At 74.2% G+C, this 18,232-nt stretch carries 14 protein-coding genes; 11 read left to right on the plus strand and 3 right to left on the minus strand.

Going from position 1 to position 18,232, the window contains the following annotated elements; all coding sequences use genetic code 11:
• Positions 1-51: 51 nt before the first annotated feature.
• Positions 52-1,254 carry a uroporphyrinogen-III synthase gene (locus tag ACGFQ9_RS18345; RefSeq protein ID WP_393574821.1) on the plus strand — a complete coding sequence of 401 codons (1,203 nt, stop codon included), beginning with the start codon at positions 52-54 and terminating at the stop codon, positions 1,252-1,254.
• A 37-nt stretch (positions 1,255-1,291) separates the two neighbouring features.
• Here the strand turns inward: ACGFQ9_RS18345 and ACGFQ9_RS18350 are convergent, their stop codons facing one another.
• Together ACGFQ9_RS18350 and ACGFQ9_RS18355 are read right to left on the minus strand one after the other, a co-directional pair.
• Positions 1,292-1,708 carry a PIN domain-containing protein gene (locus tag ACGFQ9_RS18350; RefSeq protein ID WP_393574822.1) on the minus strand — a complete coding sequence of 139 codons (417 nt, stop codon included), beginning with the start codon at positions 1,706-1,708 and terminating at the stop codon, positions 1,292-1,294.
• Positions 1,709-1,927: a type II toxin-antitoxin system VapB family antitoxin gene (locus tag ACGFQ9_RS18355; protein ID WP_393574823.1), complete on the minus strand. Its 219-nt coding sequence runs from the start codon at positions 1,925-1,927 to the stop codon at positions 1,709-1,711. It lies immediately after the preceding gene.
• A gap of 119 nt (positions 1,928-2,046) precedes the next feature.
• Between ACGFQ9_RS18355 and ACGFQ9_RS18360 the strand changes: the two genes are divergently transcribed.
• From ACGFQ9_RS18360 to ACGFQ9_RS18375, 4 genes are all read left to right on the plus strand, one after another.
• Positions 2,047-2,607, plus strand: a complete 561-nt coding sequence (locus ACGFQ9_RS18360; protein WP_393574824.1) for a CGNR zinc finger domain-containing protein — start codon at positions 2,047-2,049, stop codon at positions 2,605-2,607.
• Positions 2,608-2,737: 130 nt separating this feature from the next.
• Positions 2,738-5,050: a HelD family protein gene (locus ACGFQ9_RS18365; protein ID WP_393574825.1), complete on the plus strand. Its 2,313-nt coding sequence runs from the start codon at positions 2,738-2,740 to the stop codon at positions 5,048-5,050.
• Between the two features lie 441 nt (positions 5,051-5,491).
• The gene (locus ACGFQ9_RS18370) at positions 5,492-6,916 is read left to right on the plus strand and encodes an NAD-dependent malic enzyme (protein ID WP_393574826.1); all 1,425 of its coding nucleotides are present in this window, start codon (positions 5,492-5,494) and stop codon (positions 6,914-6,916) included.
• Positions 6,917-7,234: 318 nt separating this feature from the next.
• On the plus strand, positions 7,235-7,516 hold the full coding sequence (locus tag ACGFQ9_RS18375; protein ID WP_030875040.1) for an HU family DNA-binding protein: 282 nt from the start codon (positions 7,235-7,237) through the stop codon (positions 7,514-7,516).
• Between the two features lie 101 nt (positions 7,517-7,617).
• On the opposite strand, the gene murA is transcribed toward ACGFQ9_RS18375, so the two are convergent.
• Positions 7,618-8,967, minus strand: coding sequence for a UDP-N-acetylglucosamine 1-carboxyvinyltransferase (murA, locus tag ACGFQ9_RS18380; RefSeq protein WP_393574827.1), 1,350 nt, complete (start codon positions 8,965-8,967; stop codon positions 7,618-7,620).
• 308 nt (positions 8,968-9,275) lie between these two features.
• On the opposite strand from murA, the gene ACGFQ9_RS18385 reads away from it, so the two are divergent.
• The 6 genes from ACGFQ9_RS18385 to ACGFQ9_RS18410 all read left to right on the plus strand — a co-directional run bounded on the left by ACGFQ9_RS18385 (position 9,276) and on the right by ACGFQ9_RS18410 (position 18,166).
• The gene (locus ACGFQ9_RS18385) at positions 9,276-9,836 is read left to right on the plus strand and encodes a YqgE/AlgH family protein (RefSeq protein ID WP_393574828.1); all 561 of its coding nucleotides are present in this window, start codon (positions 9,276-9,278) and stop codon (positions 9,834-9,836) included.
• 28 nt (positions 9,837-9,864) lie between these two features.
• Entirely contained in the window at positions 9,865-10,149 is a 285-nt protein-coding gene (locus ACGFQ9_RS18390; protein WP_393574829.1) for a DUF3039 domain-containing protein, read from the plus strand.
• A 253-nt stretch (positions 10,150-10,402) separates the two neighbouring features.
• On the plus strand, positions 10,403-12,076 hold the full coding sequence (locus tag ACGFQ9_RS18395) for a beta-N-acetylhexosaminidase (RefSeq protein ID WP_393575358.1): 1,674 nt from the start codon (positions 10,403-10,405) through the stop codon (positions 12,074-12,076).
• 251 nt (positions 12,077-12,327) lie between these two features.
• Positions 12,328-13,215, plus strand: a complete 888-nt coding sequence (locus tag ACGFQ9_RS18400; protein WP_393574830.1) for an FAD binding domain-containing protein — start codon at positions 12,328-12,330, stop codon at positions 13,213-13,215.
• Positions 13,216-13,253: 38 nt separating this feature from the next.
• Positions 13,254-15,821, plus strand: a complete 2,568-nt coding sequence (locus ACGFQ9_RS18405) for a 2Fe-2S iron-sulfur cluster-binding protein (RefSeq protein ID WP_393574831.1) — start codon at positions 13,254-13,256, stop codon at positions 15,819-15,821.
• Positions 15,818-18,166, plus strand: coding sequence for a xanthine dehydrogenase family protein molybdopterin-binding subunit (locus tag ACGFQ9_RS18410; protein WP_393574832.1), 2,349 nt, complete (start codon positions 15,818-15,820; stop codon positions 18,164-18,166). Before ACGFQ9_RS18405 ends, ACGFQ9_RS18410 begins: the two co-directional genes overlap by 4 nt.
• The last annotated feature ends 66 nt before the right edge of the window (positions 18,167-18,232 follow it).

Below are 18,232 nucleotides of genomic sequence, written 5' to 3' on the forward strand. Positions count from 1 at the left end.
CCACGGTTCACGCCGTACCGCCCCCCGACATGCACCACGAGGCAGGTCACGATGATCGACGCCCAGACCGACCGGACCGACCGCATCCACAGTCCTGCGAACCGGACGGCCGCCGCGGCGGCCGACGGCCCCGGTCCGCTGTCCGGCTTCACCGTCGGGGTCACCGCCGCCCGCAGGGCCGACGAACTCATCGCCCTGCTGCGGCGGCGAGGCGCGGCCGTGCTGCACGCGCCGGCCCTGCGGATCGTGCCGCTGGCCGACGACGGCGAACTCCTCGCCGCCACCAAGGAACTGGTCGACCGCGCCCCGGACGTGGTCGTCGCCACCACCGCCATCGGCTTCCGCGGGTGGATCGAGGCGGCCGACGGCTGGGGCCTCGGCGAGGAGCTGCTCGCCCGGCTGCGCGGGTCCGAACTCCTGGCGCGCGGGCCCAAGGTGCGGGGTGCGATCCGGGCGGCCGGGCTGGCCGAGGCCTGGTCGCCGGAGTCCGAGTCCCTCGCCGAGGTGCTGGACCGGATGCTGACGGCCGGGGTGGCGGGGCGGCGGGTGGCGCTCCAGCTGCACGGGGAACCGCTGCCGGGCTTCGTCGAGGCGCTGCGGGCGGGCGGGGCCGACGTGGTCGTCGTGCCCGTGTACCGGTGGATGGCGCCGGAGGACCTCGGCCCGCTGGACCGGCTGCTCGACGCGGTGGCGGCGGGCGGGGTGGACGCGGTCAGCTTCACCTCGGCGCCGGCCGCGGCCTCGCTGATGTCGCGGGCGGAGCAGCGGGGGATGGGCGAGGAGGTCCTGGCCGCGCTGCGGGGCGGGGTGCTGGCCGCCTGCGTGGGGCCGGTCACGGCCCTGCCGTTGCAGGCGCGGAGCGTGGACACCGTCCAGCCCGAGCGGTTCCGGCTGGGCCCGCTGGTGCAGCTGCTGTGCCAGGAACTGCCCGCACGGGCCCGCCGGCTGAGGGTGGCCGGGCACTCGCTGGAGCTCCGCGGCCACGCGGTCCTGCTGGACGGCGTACTGCGCCCGGTGCCGCCGGCCGGCATGTCCCTGCTGCGCGCGCTGGCCAGGCGTCCGGGCTGGGTGGTCTCCCGGGCGGACCTGCTGCGGGCCCTGCCCGGTGCGGGCCGCGACGAGCACGCCGTGGAGACGGCGATGGCCCGCCTGCGCGCGGCCCTGGGCGCCCCGAAGCTCATCCAGACGGTGGTCAAGCGCGGCTACCGGCTCTCGCTGGACCCGTCCTCCGAGGGGAAGTACGGCGGGGCATAGGTGCGGAGCCGGGCCGGGCGGCCGCGTGGGCGGCCGGTCAGCGGGGCACCTGGTGCACGTTCCGTTCCTGCAGGTCCGAGAGGAGCCCGGCGGCAGCCGAGAAGTCCTTGTCGTCGTGCAGCACGATCAGGCCGTGGTGTGCGGCCGTGGCGCAGATCAGCCAGTCCACGACCGAGAGGCTCTGGTGCCGGCCGCGGCGGGCGAGGCGGTACTGCGCGGTCTCGATCCACTGCCAGGCGCTCTTGGGTACGACCGCCTCGGGAAACAGGTCGTCGAACATGTCGGTCATGGCCTCGAACTCGTCGAGGTCGCGGGCGGACGCGCGGAACTCGGTGCGCTGGGGGCGGCAGGACCCGATGCTGCCCTCGTCGATCTCGTGCGCCCATGCCTCGTTGAGTTCACGACTCCGCTGGAGGCGCCACAGCGCCGACGAGTCGATCAGGTACCGCAGCACTCAGAGCTCGCCCTTCTCCGCGCGGTGGCGACGCCAGTAGCTCTCCTCGTCCCAGCTCCGGGCTTCCTGGAAGTGGCGGAGTCTGGCTTCGGTGCGACGCCGGCGTTCGACGTACTCCTGCAGGGCCAGGTTCACCGTCTCCTTCTTGGTGCGGGCGCCGGACAGTGCCATGGCTTCGGCGAGTGCGTCGTCGTCGAGGTCGATCTGCGTGACGGACATCGCGGGCTCCCTTGTGTGATGTATGGCATGTCCAAAGGTATCGGACAGCATCAACATCGCGCAGCAGAAGCCCCGCACGGGGGCTTCCCCGCTGCGCTGCCCGGGGGCACTCTGGGGGCATGTGGTTCGACTCCGGGCGGCTCTGCCTGGACCTGGTCGGCACCTTCGGGCCTCCCGAGGTGCTCCGGGACGGCGCGGAACTGCGGATGTGGCTCACCGGTGCCGGACTGGTGCCGTACGGGACCCCCCTCGCCGGGGTCGACGACGACTGGCTGCTGCCCTTCCGGGAGCTGCGCCGGGACCTCGGCACGCTGGTGCGGGCCGAGCTCGCCGGCAGTGTCCCCGACGACGCGGCCCTCGCCCGGGTCAACTCCGCGGCCGCCGGGCCGCCGCCCGGCCTGTGCGCCGTACGCGACGGGGACGGACACCTCGTACGCGAGCTGAGAGGAGGCGTCGAGCGCGCCGCGCTGCTCGCCGCCGTCGCCCGGGACGCCGTCGAGCTGCTCACCGACCCGGGCGACCGGGCCCTGCTGCGGGCCTGCGAGGGCGACGGATGCACCCGGGTCTACCTGGACACCTCCCGCGGGCACCGGCGCCGCTGGTGCAGCAGCGAGCTGTGCGGGAACCGCGAACGGGTCGCCCGGCACCGCCGCCGCGCCCTGGCGTCCAGGGCGGGCTAGAGCCCCCCACAGGCCCGGTCACCCGCCCGTACCCGGGTCCGTACACCGGTCCGAGTGGAACCAGAGTGCGGACACCCCGCCGGTTCGCGTACGGTTGACGGTCGCCCATGCACGTCAGAAGGGGGCCTTGGTGGCCGCGCAGGATGCCGCTGTCGACGCTGTCGACAGCACGGCGGAGTCCCTCCGCGATCGGGAGATCGCGGTCGAACAGAGTCATCTGGACCAGGTGTACCGCCGCCTCGAGGAGAAGATCCACGAGGCCGAGTTCCTGATGAACGACGCGGCCAAGCGCGGCCAGGTCGGCACCCCGGGCGCGCTCGCCGAGCGCGACGCCCAGGTCTACCGGGCCGGCATCCACCTCAACCGCCTCAACAACGAGTTCGAGGACTTCCTCTTCGGCCGGATCGACCTGGTGCTGGGCAAGGACGGGGAGCGCGGGCCCGACGGGGCCTACACCTCCGTGGACCCGGCCGACGACGCGATCTCGGCGGACCTGACCGCCGACATCGCCGAGACCCTCCACATCGGCCGGATCGGCGTCCTCGACGCCGACTACTCCCCGCTGGTGATCGACTGGCGTGCGCCCGCCGCCGCACCCTTCTACCGTTCCACCCCCAAGGACCCCGGCCGTGTCGTGCGGCGTCGCGTCATCCGTTCCAAGGGCCGCAAGGTGCTCGGCGTCGAGGACGACCTGATGCGCCCCGAGGTGACCGCCTTCCTCGGCGGCGAGGAGCTGCCCTCCATCGGTGACGGTGCGCTGATGGCCGCCCTCGGCCGGGCCCGTACCCACACCATGCGGGACATCGTCTCCTCCATCCAGGCCGAGCAGGACCTGGTCATCCGGGCCCCCGCCGCCTCGGTGGCCGAGGTGTCCGGCGGGCCCGGCACCGGGAAGACGGCCGTGGCCCTGCACCGCGCCGCCTACCTGCTCTACCAGGACCGCCGCCGCTACGCCGGCGGCATCCTGATCGTCTCGCCGACCCCGCTGCTCGTCGCCTACACCGAGGGCGTGCTGCCCTCGCTCGGCGAGGAGGGCCAGGTCGCGATCCGCGCGCTCGGCTCGCTGGTGGACGGCGCGGAGGCGACGGCGTACGACGAGCCGGCCGTGGCCCGGGTCAAGGGCTCCTCGCGGATGCTGAAGGTGCTGCGCAAGGCCGTACGGGGCGCCCTGGAGCTCGGCGGCCCGAACGGCGCCGCCCCGGACACCCTGCGGGTGGTCGCCTTCGGCCGCCGCCAGGAGCTGGAGCCGGCGGACCTGGACCGGATCCGGCAGACCGCGCTGGGCGGCACCGCCCCGGTCAACCTGCTCCGGCCCCGGGCCCGCCGGCTGCTGCTGGACGCGCTGTGGCAGAAGTCCGGCGGCGCGAGCCGGCACACCGACCCCGAGCTGGCCGCCGAGCTGCGTTCCGCCTTCGACGAGGACATCTCGACGGAGGACGTGTTCATCGACTTCCTGAACGCCTGGTGGCCCGAGCTGACCCCGCGCGGGGTGCTCGCCGCGATGGCCGACGAGCGACGGCTCGGCCGCTGGACGCGGCGGGTGCTCAACCCGCGCGAGACCCGGCAGCTGGCCCGCTCGCTGCGCCGCGACGCGCTGTCCGTGCACGACGTGGCCCTGCTCGACGAGCTGCAGATGCTGCTCGGCGCGCCGGCCCGGCCGAAGAAGAAGCGCGAGCTCGACCCGCTCGACCAGCTCACCGGGCTGGAGGAGCTGATGCCGCAGCGCGAGGAGACCCAGCGGGAGCGGGCCGAACGGCTCGCGGCCGAGCGGGTCGACTACGCGCACGTGATCGTCGACGAGGCCCAGGACCTGACGCCGATGCAGTGGCGGATGGTCGGCCGGCGCGGCCGTCACGGCACCTGGACCGTGGTCGGCGACGCGGCGCAGTCCTCCTGGACGGATCCGGCGGAGGCGGCCGCGGCCCGCGACGAGGCGCTGGGCACCCGCCCGCGCCGCCGCTTCACCCTGACCGTGAACTACCGGAACCCGGCGGAGATCGCCGAGCTGGCGGCGAAGGTGCTGCGGCTGGCCATGCCCGGGATGGAGCCGCCGACGGCGGTCCGCTCCACCGGCCTGCGGCCCCGGTTCACCGCCCTCCACGAGGGCGCTGACCTGGCGCAAACCGTGCGCGAGGAGACCCGCCGGCTGCTGGAGCAGGTGGACGGCACGGTGGGCGTGGTCGTCGCCATGGACCGCCGGGCCGAGGCGGCACGGTGGCTGGCGGACCTGGGCGGGCGGGCGGTCGCGCTCGGCAGCCTGGAGGCGAAGGGCCTGGAGTACGACGCCACGGTCGTGGTCTCCCCGGCGGAGATCGCCGAGGAGTCCCCGGCGGGCCTGCGGGTGCTGTACGTGGCCCTGACCCGCGCCACCCAGCAGCTGACGGTGGTGTCCACCGACCGTGACGCCCCGGAGAACGGAGTGCCGGTCCTGCTGCGCGACTGACCGGGCCGACGAGCCCACTGGGCCGGATGGCCCGCGGCCAGGCGCGTGGCGAGAACGGGTCAACCCGCCCAGGGGGGATCACATCGCGCGATCCTTTGTTAGCCTGGGTACGGCACCGGCTCGATCCAAGCCCCCGGGCCCAACCTTCGTCGCTTAGAGCGACCACTTGCCGCGAGGCGAGCATGGCGGGTCGGTGCCACTGACTTTCGGTAGTTCATACAGGTCCGCGCCCTCCGCAGTCGGAGGGCGCGGACCTGTTTTGTGTGCCCCTACCCTTCCCAGCCCCTGTCAAATCTCGTATGGTGGAAGAGTCTTTCCGAAATTTGTAGCTGGTTACCTTGTACCAGCCGGTAGGTGGGACGATCGGACAACAGGTCCTGCCATGCCGACCGTGTGGCGGGACCCGCACACTGAACACAGGGAAAGCAGAGGAAACCGGTCATGGCAACGGCGCCCAGCGTCTCGTACTCGATGACGGTCCGCCTGGAGGTGCCCGCGAGCGGAACCGCGGTATCCCAGCTCACCACCGCCGTGGAATCCTCCGGTGGCTCGGTCACCGGCCTCGACGTGACCGCTTCCGGCCACGAAAAGCTCCGTATCGACGTCACCATCGCCGCCACCTCCACCGCGCACGCCGACGAGATCGTCGAGAAGCTGCGCGGTATCGAGGGTGTCGCGCTCGGCAAGGTCTCGGACCGTACCTTCCTGATGCACCTCGGCGGCAAGATCGAGATGGCGGCCAAGCACCCCATCCGCAACCGTGACGACCTCTCGATGATCTACACCCCGGGCGTGGCCCGCGTGTGCATGGCGATCGCCGAGAACCCCGAGGACGCCCGCCGCCTCACCATCAAGCGCAACTCCGTCGCAGTTGTTACCGACGGGTCGGCCGTCCTCGGCCTCGGCAACATCGGCCCCAAGGCCGCGCTGCCGGTCATGGAGGGCAAGGCGGCCCTCTTCAAGCGGTTCGCCGGCATCGACGCCTGGCCGATCTGCCTGGACACCCAGGACTCCGACGAGATCGTCGCGATCGTCAAGGCGATCGCCCCCGGCTTCGCCGGCATCAACCTCGAGGACATCTCCGCCCCCCGCTGCTTCGAGATCGAGGCGCGGCTCCGCGAGGCCCTCGACATCCCCGTCTTCCACGACGACCAGCACGGCACCGCGATCGTGGTGCTGGCCGCCCTGACCAACGCCCTGCGCGTGGTGGGCAAGGCCGTCGGCGACGTCAAGGTCGTCATGTCCGGCGCCGGCGCGGCCGGTACGGCCATCCTCAAGCTGCTGCTCTCGGCCGGTGTGAAGAACGCCGTGGTGGCCGACGTGCACGGCGTCGTGCACGCGGACCGCACCGACCTGGTCGACGCCGCGGCCGACTCGCCGCTGCGCTGGATCGCCGAGAACACCAACCCCGAGGGCTACACCGGCACCCTCAAGGAGGCCGTGGTCGGCGCCGACGTGTTCATCGGCGTCTCGGCCCCGAACGTGCTCGGCGGCGAGGACGTCGCGGCCATGGCCGACGGCGCCATCGTGTTCGCGCTCGCGAACCCGGACCCCGAGGTGGACCCGGCCATCGCCCGCCAGACGGCGGCCGTCGTGGCCACCGGCCGCTCCGACTTCCCGAACCAGATCAACAACGTCCTCGTCTTCCCGGGTGTCTTCCGCGGCCTGCTGGACGCGCAGTCCCGGACGGTGAACACGGACATGATGCTGGCGGCGGCGAGCGCCCTGGCGGACGTCGTCGGTGAGGACGAGCTGAACGCGAACTACATCATTCCTTCGGTGTTCAACGACAAGGTGGCCGGTGCGGTCGCGGGTGCGGTCCGCAAGGCCGCGACGGCCGCTGTGACGGGCCCCACGTCCGCCTGAACCGGCGCGTCGCGGGATGCGGGGCCGACGGCGCGCCTCTAGGGTTGCGGCGATGCCCGCGAGGTCAGCGGCTGAAGCATCCGGGTGTCGCTCGGCCGGCCCCGGATGCGGACGGAGCGTCACCGCGGCGTGACGGTGGCGCTTTTCGTGTGACCCTGGCGGGTGCCGGATTGGCTTTCCCGCCGCTGGTGGGGGCAGGATGCGTAACCGTGGCGGGAGGGTCTGACAGCAGACCCGGGTCCGGGGACTGTCCGAGGGCCCTGGCAGCATCGGCTTCGATCTCACGCCTCATAGGCAAGTTGAACACGGGAGTACAACATGAACCGCAGTGAGCTGGTGGCCGCTCTGTCCGAGCGCGCCGAGGTGACCCGCAAGGACGCCGACGCCGTTCTGGCCGCTCTCGCCGAGACCATCGGCGAGGTCGTCGCCAAGGGCGACGAGAAGGTCACCATCCCCGGCTTCCTGACCTTCGAGCGCACCCACCGTGCCGCTCGCACCGCGCGCAACCCGCAGACCGGCGACCCCATCCAGATCCCGGCCGGCTACAGCGTGAAGGTCTCCGCGGGCTCCAAGCTCAAGGAAGCCGCCAAGGGCAAGTAAGTCCTTGCTGGCCTCTGGCCACTGGTACGCAGTACCACGAAGGGCGGCCACCCCGTACGGGGCGGCCGCCCTTCGGCGTGCCGGTGGCTGCGGGCCGGTCGTCAGACCAGGTCGCCGCCGGGGAGCTCGACCTTCGCGCCGAGCTCGACCAGTTTCTCCATGAAGTTCTCGTAGCCGCGGTTGATCAGGTCGATGCCGTGGACCCGCGAGGTGCCCTCGGCGGCCAGGGCCGCGATCAGGTACGAGAAGCCGCCGCGCAGGTCGGGGATGACCAGGTCGGCGCCCTGCAGCTTGGTGGGGCCGGACACGACCGCGGAGTGCAGGAAGTTGCGCTGGCCGAAGCGGCAGGCCGAGCCGCCCAGGCACTCGCGGTACAGCTGGATGTGAGCACCCATCTGGTTGAGCGCTTCGGTGAAGCCCAGGCGGGACTCGTAGACCGTCTCGTGGACGATGGAGAGGCCGGTGGCCTGGGTCAGGGCGACGACCAGCGGCTGCTGCCAGTCGGTCTGGAAGCCGGGGGCGACGTCCGTCTCCAGCGCGATCGCCTTCAGCGGGCCGCCCGGGTGCCAGAAGCGGATGCCGTCGTCGTCGATCTCGAAGGCGCCGCCGACCTTCCGGTAGGTGTTCAGGAAGGTCATCATCGAGCGCTGCTGGGCGCCGCGCACGTAGATGTTGCCGCCGGTCGCCAGCGCCGCGGAAGCCCACGAGGCGGCTTCCAGGCGGTCCGGGAGCGCCGCGTGGTTGTAGCCGCCGAGCTTGTCCACACCGGTGATCCGGATGGTCCGGTCGGTGTCGACGCCGATGATCGCGCCCATCTTCTGCAGGACGCAGATGAGGTCCTCGATCTCCGGCTCGACCGCCGCGTTCGACAGCTCGGTCACGCCCTCGGCGAGCACCGCCGTCAGCAGCACCTGCTCGGTCGCGCCCACGGAGGGGTACGGCAGGCGGATCTTGGTGCCGCGCAGCCGCTGCGGGGCCTCCAGGTACTGGCCGTCCTCGCGCTTCTCGATGGTCGCGCCGAACTGCCGCAGCACGTCGAAGTGGAAGTCGATCGGCCGGCCGCCGATGTCGCAGCCGCCCAGCCCCGGGATGAAGGCGTGGCCGAGGCGGTGCAGCAGCGGGCCGCAGAACAGGATCGGGATGCGGGAGGAGCCCGCGTGCGCGTCGATGTCGGCGACGTTCGCGCTCTCCACGTGGGTCGGGTCGAGCACCAGCTCGCCCGGCTCCTCGCCGGGGCGGACCGTCACACCGTGCAGCTGCAGGAGACCGCGGACCACCCGCACGTCACGGATGTCCGGAACGTTGCGCAGCCGACTGGGTTCACTGCCGAGCAGGGCCGCGACCATGGCCTTCGGCACGAGGTTCTTCGCGCCTCGGACACGGATCTCGCCCTCGAGCGGGGTACCGCCATGGACGAGCAGTACGTCGTCGTGACTGTCAGTGCCGGTCATGAATCTCGCGTTCCGATGGGCCCCCCGGACGAGCCAGGGAGACGAGGGGCAGGGGATCAGAGGTAAGGGTAAGGGGCGAAACCCCCCTGTTCGTAGGGCTGACGCGGCCGTAGGACTGTCATGAATTCGGCACAGCACCCTCCGTGCCCGGGAAATGGCGGAGGGTTGTGTTCCGCCGGCTTCGCGGCACGTCACCCGTTCGCACGCCCGGCGCGCGCTCCCCGCTGCTGCCGTGCGCCCGTGTCCGCCCACACGGGCGGCCGGGCTCCGACTCCCCCGGAACGCCGAACATGGGGGATCATGGCCGCATGACCGAGGTGTCCTCCCTCACCGGGCGGCTGCTCGTCGCCACACCCGCGCTCGCGGACCCGAACTTCGACCGCGCGGTCGTGCTGCTGCTCGACCACGACGAGCAGGGTTCGCTCGGCGTGGTCCTCAACCGCCCGACCCCGGTGGGCGTCGGCGACATCCTGCTGCCCTGGGCCGCACTGGCCGGAGATCCGGGCGTGGTCTTCCAGGGCGGCCCGGTCGCCCTGGACTCCGCCCTCGGCATCGCGGTCATCCCGGGGGAGGAGGGACCGGTCGGCTGGAGACGCGTGCACGGCGCGATCGGTCTGGTCGACCTGGAGGCCCCGCCGGAACTGCTCTCCGGCGCCCTGGGCTGCCTGCGGATCTTCGCCGGCTACTCCGGCTGGGGTCCGGGCCAGCTGGAGGACGAGCTGAGCGACGGCGCCTGGTACGTGGTGGAGTCCGAGCCGGGCGACATCTCCTTCCCGGACCCGGAACGGCTGTGGCGGGCGGTGCTGCGCCGCCAGCGCAGCGAACTCGCGATGGTCGCCACCTACCCGGACGACCCGTCGCTGAACTGAGTCCGGCGCCGTTCAGTACCCTGGCTGCATGAGCACTCTTGAGCCCGAGCGCGGGACTGGCACCGGGACCCTCGTAGAGCCGACGCCGCAGGTGTCCCACGGCGACGGCGACCACGAGCGCTACGCCCACTACGTCCAGAAGGACAAGATCATGGCGAGCGCCCTCGACGGGACCCCCGTCGTGGCGCTGTGCGGCAAGGTCTGGGTGCCGGGCCGCGACCCGAAGAAGTACCCGGTCTGCCCGCTCTGCAAGGAGATCTACGAATCCATGGGTCCGGGCGGCGACAAGGACAAGGGCGGCAAGGACAAGTAGTCCGGCCGGCCCTCCACGGGCTCGCCCCGTCCCGCGGGACCAAGGCCCCCGGCGCGCGCGATCGCGTACGCCGGGGGCCTCCGCCGCACCAGGGGGCGTCTTACGGATCATCGCCGGGCCCGGCGCGTCCGGCACCCAGACCACCCGGGCTGATCCGGCCCTGATCCGCCGGACACCCCCTAGGGTCGGAACGCGGCCGCCCGCGGAGCGTGTCGCGGTGTGCCACGACCCCGTCGCGAAGGGCTGCCCGCTCATGGACCTGATCCCCGCACCCCGGTACGCGCGGTTCGCGGACGGCGGCACGCGCCTGGTCGCGCTCGCCGATCCGCTGCTCGTCGCCGGCCCCGGCACCGCCTCCACGGCAGCCTGGCTCCGCCGCGAGATCGGCGCGGCCACGGGCTGGGCCCTGCCGTCCCCGGGAGAGGCGGAGCCGCGGCCTGCGGCGGGGGCCTTTGAGGGCGTACGGCAGACGGTCCGGCTGGCACTGCGCCCCGACCTCGCCCGGACGCTCGGCCCGGAGGGGCACGAGGTCCACGTGGCGGACCGCGGTGTGCTGCTGGAAGGCGCCGGTCCGGCCGGGCTGTTCTGGGCCGCCCAGACGTTCCGTCAGCTGCTCGGGCCCGACGCGTACCGGAGGGCACCGCTGCACCGGGGACGGACCTGGACGATCCCGGCCGGTGACGTCCAGGACGGCCCGCGTTTCGGCTGGCGCGGCATGATGCTCGACGTGGCCCGGCACTTCCTGCCCAAGGACGGGGTGCTGCGCTACCTGGACCTGCTCGCCGCGCACAAGCTGAACGTGCTGCACCTGCACCTGACGGACGACCAGGGCTGGCGGATCGAGATCCGCCGCCACCCGCGGCTGACCTCCGTCGGCGCCTGGCGGCGGCGCAGCCGTCTGGGCCACCGGGCGTCGCCGCTGTGGAACGACACCCCGCACGGCGGCTTCTACACCCAGGACGACATCCGGGAGATCGTCGCCTACGCCGCCGACCGGCACATCCGGGTGGTCCCCGAGATCGACATCCCCGGGCACTCGCAGGCCGCGATCGCCGCCTACCCGGAACTGGGCAACACCGACGCGAACGGCACCGCCGCCCCGGAGGTGTGGGACGACTGGGGCATCAGCGAGCACGTGCTCGCCCCGACCGAGCCCGTACTGCGCTTCTACGAGGGCGTCTTCGAGGAGCTGCTGGAGCTGTTCCCGGCGGAGGTCTCGCCCTTCGTGCACATCGGCGGCGACGAATGCCCCAAGACGCAGTGGCGGCGGTCGAAGACCGCGCAGGAGCGGATCCGCGAGCTCGGCGTGGACGGCGAGGACGGCCTGCAGTCCTGGTTCGTCCGGCACTTCGACCGCTGGCTGGCCGACCGCGGCCGCCGGCTGATCGGCTGGGACGAGATCCTGGAGGGCGGACTCGCGGACGGCGCCGCGGTGTCGTCCTGGCGCGGGTACGCGGGCGGGATCGCGGCCGCCGAGGCCGGCCACGACGTGGTGATGTGCCCCGAGCAGCAGGTGTACCTGGACCACCGTCAGGACGGCGGCGCGGACGAGCCGGTGCCGATCGGTTACGTGCGCACCCTGGAGGACGTATACCGGTTTGATCCGGTTCCACCGGGCCTGTCGGAGGCGGCGGTCCCCCGGGTGCTGGGCGCGCAGGCCAATATGTGGACCGAGGTGACGGAGAACCAGGGCAGGGTGGACTACCAGGTGTTCCCGCGGCTCGCGGCGTTCGCGGAGACGGTGTGGTCGGCGCTGCCGGAGCCGTCCCGGCGGGACTGGGCCGGCTTCGAGCGGCGGATGGGGGCGCACTGCGCGCGGCTGGACGCGCTGGGGGTGGCCTACCGGCGCCCGGACGGTCCGCTTCCGTGGCAGCGGCGGCCCGGACTGATCGGACGCCCGGTCGAAGGGCCGCCCCCGATCGTGTGACTGCGGCAACCAATTCCCTTTCCGCCTTCTCCTCGCAAGTCGGTTCCCAGGGGTGGAAAACCGCAGAAAAGGGACCTTTCTTCCGTGGTGGCGCGGGCCGGAGCGGAGCCGGGGCCTCCAGGGGGCGCCCGGGCCACCCTCGCGCCGGGACGGCCGGGAAGATGTGCCAGAGTTGCCACGTCCCGGCTGTGAGCACGTACCGTACGGCGCAACAGCCGTGAGCGCCGGGACATCGGGAAGGGGCAGCTGGGTTGACCACTCACGCACCGCAGGCGGCGCAGCCGGTGACGCAGTCCGTCATGCTGCCCGGCTCGCTCGACGAAGCCGTCGACGCTCTCGCCGCGATGCCCGCGGCCGTACCCGTGGCGGGCGGAACCGACCTGATGGCGGCCGTCAACGCCGGGCTGCTGCGCCCGGCCGGACTGGTCGGCCTCGGGCGGATCAACGAGATCCGCGGCTGGCAGTACCAGGACGGGCACGCGCTGCTCGGCGCCGGCCTCACGCACGCCCGGATGGGCCGCCCCGACTTCGCCGCGCTGATCCCGGCGCTGGCCGCGGCCGCGCGGGCGGCCGGCCCGCCGCAGATCCGCAACGCCGGCACCCTCGGCGGCAACATCGTGACGGGCGCCCCCACCGGGGACTCCCTGCCGGTACTGGCCGCGCTGGAAGCCGTGCTGATCATCGCCGGGCCCGGTGGCGCGCGGCGCGAGATCCCGGTCTCCCACCTGCTCGCGGGCCGCGAGATGCTCCGGCCCGGCGAACTGATCGGCTTCGTCCGGGTGCCGCTGCTGCACGCCCCGCAGGTGTTCCTCAAGGCGACCGGCCGGACCGGGCCGGGGCGCGCCATCGCCTCGGTGGGCCTGGTGCTGGACCCGGCACGGCGCGGTGTGCGGATCGCGGTGGGCGCGGTCGCGCCGATGCCGCTGCGGCCGCTGGAGGCCGAGCAGTGGGTGGCCTCGCTGATCGACTGGGACGCGGAGCGGACGCTCGCGCCGGAGGCGCTGGCGGCGTTCGGCGACTACGTCGCGGCGGCCTGCGTGCCCGACCAGGGCGACCCGGTCCCGGCAGGCGTCCTCCAGCTGCGGCGGACGGTGTCGGTGCTGGCACGCCGGGCCCTGGGGAGGGCACTGAGCTCATGAGCGGGAACGGCAACGCGGACGGGAACGGGAACGGGCACGTGAGTCAGGGGAACGGGGGGTCGGGCTGGGGTTGGGAGCCCGTCCCGCAGGGCGGCGAGTACGACTCCGACGCGACGGCGTTCGTGCAGCTGCCGCAGGAGATGCTGGGCGCCTCCGGCACCGGCGAGCCGCTGGCGGCACCGGGGCACGGATACGTGCCGCCGGTCATCGTGCCGCCGGTGATCGCGGTCCCGCCGATGCCGGTGGACACGGCCCCGCCGGCCGCGAGCGCCGACCCGGCCTCGGCCACGGGCACCTGGACGCTCCCGACGCAGTGGCCGGAGCCGGCCGCCGCCGGCGCGGCCGGACCCGCCGCTTCCGTCGCTCCTGCCGCTCTCGCCGGGACGGACCGGGCCCCGGACCCGGGCGCCACGGCCGAGTGGCACTTCCCGGACGCGGTGCACACCGACGGGGAGCCGGCCGCGGGCACCGGCTCCGACACCGGCCAGTGGCCCTCCCCGGCGGCCGACTGGAGCCAGGCTCCGGCGACCCTGCCGGGCGGGGCGGCCGCGCCGTGGGCGGACGGGCCGCAGGCCGCGGAGTTCGACGGCGTACGGGCGTACGCGCCGTCCGCGCCCGTGGCGCAGGTGCGCGGGCGGCTGCTGGGCGGCCCCGGCGTGGGCACCCTCCCGGAGGGCGAACCGGTCCACGCCGCCCCGGACATCGACGCGGCCCACGCCCCGGCCGACCACCACGGCACCCTGCCGGCCCCGCGCGCGGAGGACGGCCACGCACCGGCCGGCCACCCGTACGCGGACGAGACCGGGACCGCCGCCGCGCCCGCCGCGGCCGAGCAGGACCCGTACGCCGCCTACGGATACACCCACACGCCGGCCGAGGGCGTGGCCCTGCCGGGCCTCCCGGGTGCCCACGGGTACGAACCGACCGCCGTCGTGGCCGCCCCCGAGGCGGACCCGTACGCGGCGGCCGGCCACACCCCGCCCGAGGGCGTGCCCCTGGCCGGCCCCACCGTCTCCGGCGACCGGAGCACCGCGGACGGGCAGGCACTGCCGCCGTACGCCCAGACCGGCACCATCGGCCACGCCATGGCCTTCACCGACGGGACCCTGGGCCACGGGGTGGCCTTCCCGGACGGGACGCTCGGCCACGGCATGGCCTTCACCGACGGGACCCAGGGCCACGGCACCGCCTTCCCGGACGGCACCCTCGGCCACGGCATGTCCCTCACGGACGGCGCCCCGGCGGATGCCGCGGGACTGCCGGACGGCACCCCGGCGGGCGGTACGGCCGTCCCGGGCGGGACGCTCGGCCACGGCATCGCCTTCCCGGACGGGACGCCCGGCCACGGGGTGGCCGTGCCCGACGGCGCCCCGGCCGACACCCCGGGTCTCCCGGACGGCACCCCGGCGCACGGCACCGCCTTCCCGGACGGCACCGCGGCGGACGGTACGGCCGTTCCCGGCGGCACGCTCGGCCACGGCATCGCCTTCCACGAGGGCACTCCGGCGCACGGCACCGCCTTCCCGGACGGGACGCTCGGCCACGGGGTGGCCTTCACCGACGGCACCCCGGCCCAGGGCGTGCCCCTGCCGGACGGTGTCCCGGCCGATGCCGCGGGCCTGCCGGACGGCACCCCCGCGCACGGTGCTGCCCTGCCCGGCGGCGCGGAGCCGGGCTCCGGCGGCGCCCACCCCGGGGACGGCGGAGACGCAGGACAGCCGCAGTCACAGCCGCAGCCGCCCTCGGCCGACGGGCCGGCGCACACCCCGGCCGAGGGCGGGGAGGTCCCGGACGGGGCACCCGTACCGGCGGACGGCGGCACGGACACCCCCGCCGGGGAGACCGCGCCGGCCGGGCACGCCGGTGCCGAACCGCACCTGCCGGGCGAGCCGTACGCCGGGCTCGCGCACGAGGCCCCGGCCACCACGCACACCGAGGAGCACCCGCTCGCCTCGTACGTGCTCCGCGTCAACGGGGCCGACCGCCCCGTCACCTCCGCCTGGATCGGCGAGTCGCTGCTCTACGTGCTGCGCGAGCGCCTCGGCCTGGCCGGTGCCAAGGACGGCTGCTCCCAGGGCGAGTGCGGGGCCTGCGCCGTCCAGGTGGACGGCCGCCTGGTCAACTCCTGCCTGGTGCCCGCGGCCACCGCCGCCGGCTCGGAGGTCCGTACGGTCGAGGGCCTCGCCACCCAGGGCGAGCTGTCCGACGTCCAGCGGGCCCTGTGCGGCTCCGGCGCCGTGCAGTGCGGCTTCTGCATCCCCGGCATGGCCATGACCATCCACGACCTGCTGGAGGGCAACCACGCCCCCAGCGAGCTGGAGACCCGTCAGGCCCTCTGCGGCAACCTCTGCCGGTGCTCCGGCTACCAGGGCGTGCTCGACGCCGTCCGCGAGGTCGTCGCCGAACGGGACGCCACGGCGGCGGCCACGGCGGAGGCGGCGGCCCAGGCGGCCCACGAGGCGCAGGCGGCGCAGGCGGCCCAGGCCGGTCTCGTCCCCGGCGCGCCCCTGATCCCGCACCAGGCCCCGCCCGGCGCGGGCGGCGTGCACACGGTCCACCACGGCCACCACCCCGACCAGTACGACCAGCACGGAGGCACCGCATGACCGTCGGCGACGCGGCAACGGCCATCGTGACCGCCCCGGTCACCGCCCACGCCGCGGGCGCCGGTTCCGCGGCCGACGCGCCCCCGCGCGGACTCGGCGCCTCCGTCCCGCCCGCCGACGCCCGCGCCAAGACCGAGGGAACCTTCCCCTACGCCGCCGACCTGTGGGCCGAGGGGCTGCTGTGGGCGGCCGTGCTCCGGTCCCCGCACGCACACGCCCGGATCGTCTCCATCGACACCAGCGCGGCCGCGCAGATGCCCGGCGTACGGGCCGTGGTCACCCAGGCCGACGTCCCCGGCGCCGCCACCCACGGCCGACGGATCGCCGACCGCCCGGTCTTCGCCCACGACGTCGTCCGCCACCACGGCGAGCCGATCGCCGCCGTCGCCGCCGACCACCCGGACGCCGCCCGGCTCGCCGCCGCCGCCATCGCCGTCGAGTACGAGCTCCTCGACGCGGTCACCGACCCCGAGCAGTCCTTCGGCGCGCCGCCGCTGCACCCCGAGGGCAACCTGATCCGGCACATCCCGCTCCGCTACGGCGACCCCGAGGCCGTCGGCGAGGTGGTCGTCGAGGGCCTGTACCGGATCGGCCGCCAGGACCCCGCCCCCATCGGCGCCGAGGCCGGCCTTGCCGTGCCCCGCCCCGACGGCGGCGTCGAGCTCTACACCGCCTCCACCGACCCGCACACCGACCGCGACCTCGCCGCCGCCTGCTTCGGCCTGGAACCGGAGCGGGTCAAGGTCGTCGTCACCGGAGTTCCCGGCGCCACCGCCGACCGCGAGGACTCCGGCTTCCAGCTCCCGCTCGGCCTGCTCGCGCTGCGCACCGGCTGCCCGGTGAAGCTCGCCGCGACCCGCGAGGAGTCCTTCCTCGGCCACGCCCACCGGCACCCCACCCTGCTCCGCTACCGCCACCACGCCGACGCCGAGGGCCGGCTGGTCAAGGTCGAGGCGCAGATCCTGATGGACGCCGGCGCGTACGCCGACTCCTCCGCCGAATCCCTGGCCGCGGCCGTCGCGTTCGCCTGCGGCCCGTACGTCGTCCCGAACGCCTTCGTGGAGGGCTGGGCCGTACGCACCAACAACCCGCCCTCCGGCCACGTCCGGGGCGAGGGCGCGATGCAGGTCTGCGCCGCGTACGAGGGCCAGATGGACAAGCTGGCCGACCGGCTCGGCCTCGACGGCGCGGAACTGCGCCTGCGCAACGTCCTGGCCACCGGAGACTCGCTGCCCACCGGCCAGGCCGTGACCTGCCCCGCCCCCGTCGCCGAACTGCTGCGCGCGGTGCGCGACTTCGAGCTGCCCTCGCTGCCCAAGGACGCCCCGGAGGAGGAGTGGCTGCTGCCGGGCGGACCCGAGGGCGCGGGCGAGCCGGGCGCGGTCCGGCGCGGCGTGGGCTACGGCCTCGGCATGGTCCACATGCTCGGCGCGGAGGGCGCCGACGAGGTGTCCACCGCCACCGTGAAGGTCCAGAACGGCATCGCCACCGTCATCTGCGCCGCCGTCGAGACCGGGCAGGGCTTCACCACCCTGGCCCGCCAGATCGTCCAGGAGACCCTCGGGGTCGACGACGTGTACGTCGCGCCGGTCGACACGGACCAGCCGCCGGCCGGCCCGTCGGCGCACGGCCGCCACACCTGGGTCTCGGGCGGCGCGGTGGAACGCGCCGCGAAGATGGTCCGCACGCAGCTGCTGCAGCCGCTCGCCGCCAAGTTCGGCATGTCCACGGAGCTGCTGCAGATCAAGGACGGCCGGATCACCTCGTACGACGGCGCCTTCTCCACCCCGGTGACGGAGGCCCTGCAGGGCAAGGAGCTCTGGGCGACCGCCCAGTGCCGCCCGCACCCCACCGAGCCGCTGGACGCCGAGGGCCAGGGCGACGCGTTCGTCGGCCTCGCGTTCTGCGCGATCCGCGCGGTGGTCGACGTCGACATCGAACTGGGTTCGGTGCGCGTGGTGGAGCTGGCCGTGGCCCAGGACGTCGGCCGCGTGCTCAACCCGCGCCAGCTGGCCGCCCGGATCGAGGCGGGCGTCACCCAGGGCGTCGGCGCGGCCCTGACCGAGAACCTGCGCACGGCCTCCGGGCTGGTCCGCCACCCCGATCTGACGGGCTATGCGCTGCCGACGGCACTCGACGCCCCGGCGGTGCGGATCGTCAGACTCGTCGAAGAACGGGACGTCGTCGCGTCGTTCGGCGCGAAGGCGGCCAGCGCGGTCCCTGTGGTCACCGCTCCCGCGGCGGTAGCCTCGGCGGTGCGCGCGGCGACCGGGCGTCCGGTGAACCGGCTCCCGATCCGCCCCTCGGCGGCGGTCGCGGCCACGGGCGGAGTGCCCAACTCCTGACCGTGTGCCCCGCATTGCACGTGCAACCCCGGGGTTGGGGCTGTCGGCGTCGCTGGCTAGAGTTGT

This window comes from Streptomyces sp. NPDC048603 (assembly GCF_043199475.1).
GTDB lineage: Bacteria > Actinomycetota > Actinomycetes > Streptomycetales > Streptomycetaceae > Streptomyces.